Here is a 1,559-nt window from a genome sequence, read left to right as displayed (position 1 = left end):
ATAAAAAATAGGCTACGCCTATTCAACTCCCCTGCCCCTCAATCATGAGGGGGTTGGGGCTTTCTTTTTGTTACATTTTCGTTCATAATAGTTTTATGAATATCTTACAAAAAATTTTTACTGACTATTATGAAGAAATTAAATATACTCTTCATCCCAGAAAATCTGAGATGGAAAATATTGATAAGATGATCAACTGTGGTGATTCTTCTTTTGGTGGTGCCATGTACTCATGCCCTTCTTGCGGAAATCTTAAATTTGTCCCTTTCCGCTGCCACAGTCGTTTTTGCCCCACTTGCGGAAACAAATATTCCATGGAACGCTCTACCAGTATGTCCTTTAAGTTGATTCATGTTCAACATCGCCACTGTGTTTTCACCATCGATGAAAACCTTCGGGATTTTTTTCTCAAAGACCGCTCTTTACTTAACTGCCTCTTCCATTCTGTTTCCAGCGTTGTTTCCAGGATGTTTTTCAAATTAAATAAATCTAAAAATTTTACACCTGGATTCATTATGGTTTTACATACTTTTGGTCGTGACCTCAAATGGAATCCTCACATCCACTGTCTAATCTCCGAAGGTGGTTACAGCAACGACGGTTTCTGGCGTCATGTCAAATATTTCAACTATACTTTTCTGCGTAACGCTTTTCGCACGGCATTGCTTAATGAATTAGAATCTTGCTTAGATTCTTCTTTTAAAAAGGTAAAATCAAAATGTTATTCTGATCACAAGCATGGTTTCTATGTCTATGCAAAACCTAACAAATGCGACTCGCAAAACGTTATCAAGTATATCGGTCGTTATCTTGGTCGCCCTGTTATTGCCACTTCCAGAATTGATAAGTACGATGGTGAACTCGTTACTTTTCATTACAATCGCCATGAAGACGAAAAATATGTAGAAGAAACCATCCCTGCCATTGATTTCATCAAACGCCTCATCCGACACATCCCTGAAAAACACTTTAAAATGATTCGATATGGCGGTCTTTATGCAAGGCACCGAAAAATAGATTCCAAACTTCATCGGTCGATACACCGATCCAAACACCGCATCTATCGGAGTTTCAACCAATGGAGAACCGCTATCCTTTCTTCCTTTGGTTACGATCCTTTAAAATGTCCTGAATGCAACCATCAAATGGAGTTTTTAGAACTCTATTACAACCACCAACGCGTATCCCTCCAAGAACTTTACGAGAAAGCCATGTCCAAATCTCGTGGAAAGCGTTCTTCTGCATGATTCTTTTTCGATAATCTGTGTTATAATCCTCCTAAAGGAGGAACATTGTCATGAAATCTAACATTGAGGAATTACGCAAAAAATATATACATAATCCACCTGAAGGAATGACATCTATGGACATTCGCAACATGAGCGAAGATGATCTTCTTGATATGGATTATTTCTTAAATGAAGATAATTTGTTTGATGACGAGGCTGGCGTAGAAGGTTTTTATATCTTCTAACTCAGTGTCGTCCTATCTGCATGCCCGCCTTTGTGCGGGCTATTTTCATTCAATAAATCGTCAAAAATCGAACTTTCCTATAAAG

Annotated in this window: 2 protein-coding genes; both read left to right on the top strand. The window is 38.2% G+C overall.

All coding sequences use genetic code 11. The features are described 5' to 3' along the window. Positions 1 to 95: 95 nt before the first annotated feature. Positions 96 to 1,247, top strand: a complete 1,152-nt coding sequence (locus tag Selli1_RS18145) for an IS91 family transposase (protein ID WP_087168064.1) — start codon at positions 96 to 98, stop codon at positions 1,245 to 1,247. A 50-nt stretch (positions 1,248 to 1,297) separates the two neighbouring features. Next, positions 1,298 to 1,474 (top strand): hypothetical protein, encoded by a 177-nt coding sequence (locus Selli1_RS18140; RefSeq protein WP_182466551.1) that lies wholly within the window; start codon positions 1,298 to 1,300, stop codon positions 1,472 to 1,474. Positions 1,475 to 1,559: the final 85 nt, after the last annotated feature.

Origin of the sequence: Sellimonas catena (assembly GCF_027924685.1) — a bacterium.
Classification (GTDB): Bacteria; Bacillota; Clostridia; order Lachnospirales; family Lachnospiraceae; genus Sellimonas; species Sellimonas catena.
The sequence above is the reverse complement of the archived record's forward strand: the minus strand, read 5'-3'. Positions and strand labels throughout refer to the sequence as shown.

What these genes read in the sequence shown, in the direction of transcription:
- Selli1_RS18140 (WP_182466551.1), top strand. Translation starts at nt 1,298, where the DNA reads ATGAAATCTAACATTGAGGAATTACGCAAAAAATATATACATAATCCA.
- Selli1_RS18145 (WP_087168064.1), top strand. Translation starts at nt 96, where the DNA reads ATGAATATCTTACAAAAAATTTTTACTGACTATTATGAAGAAATTAAA.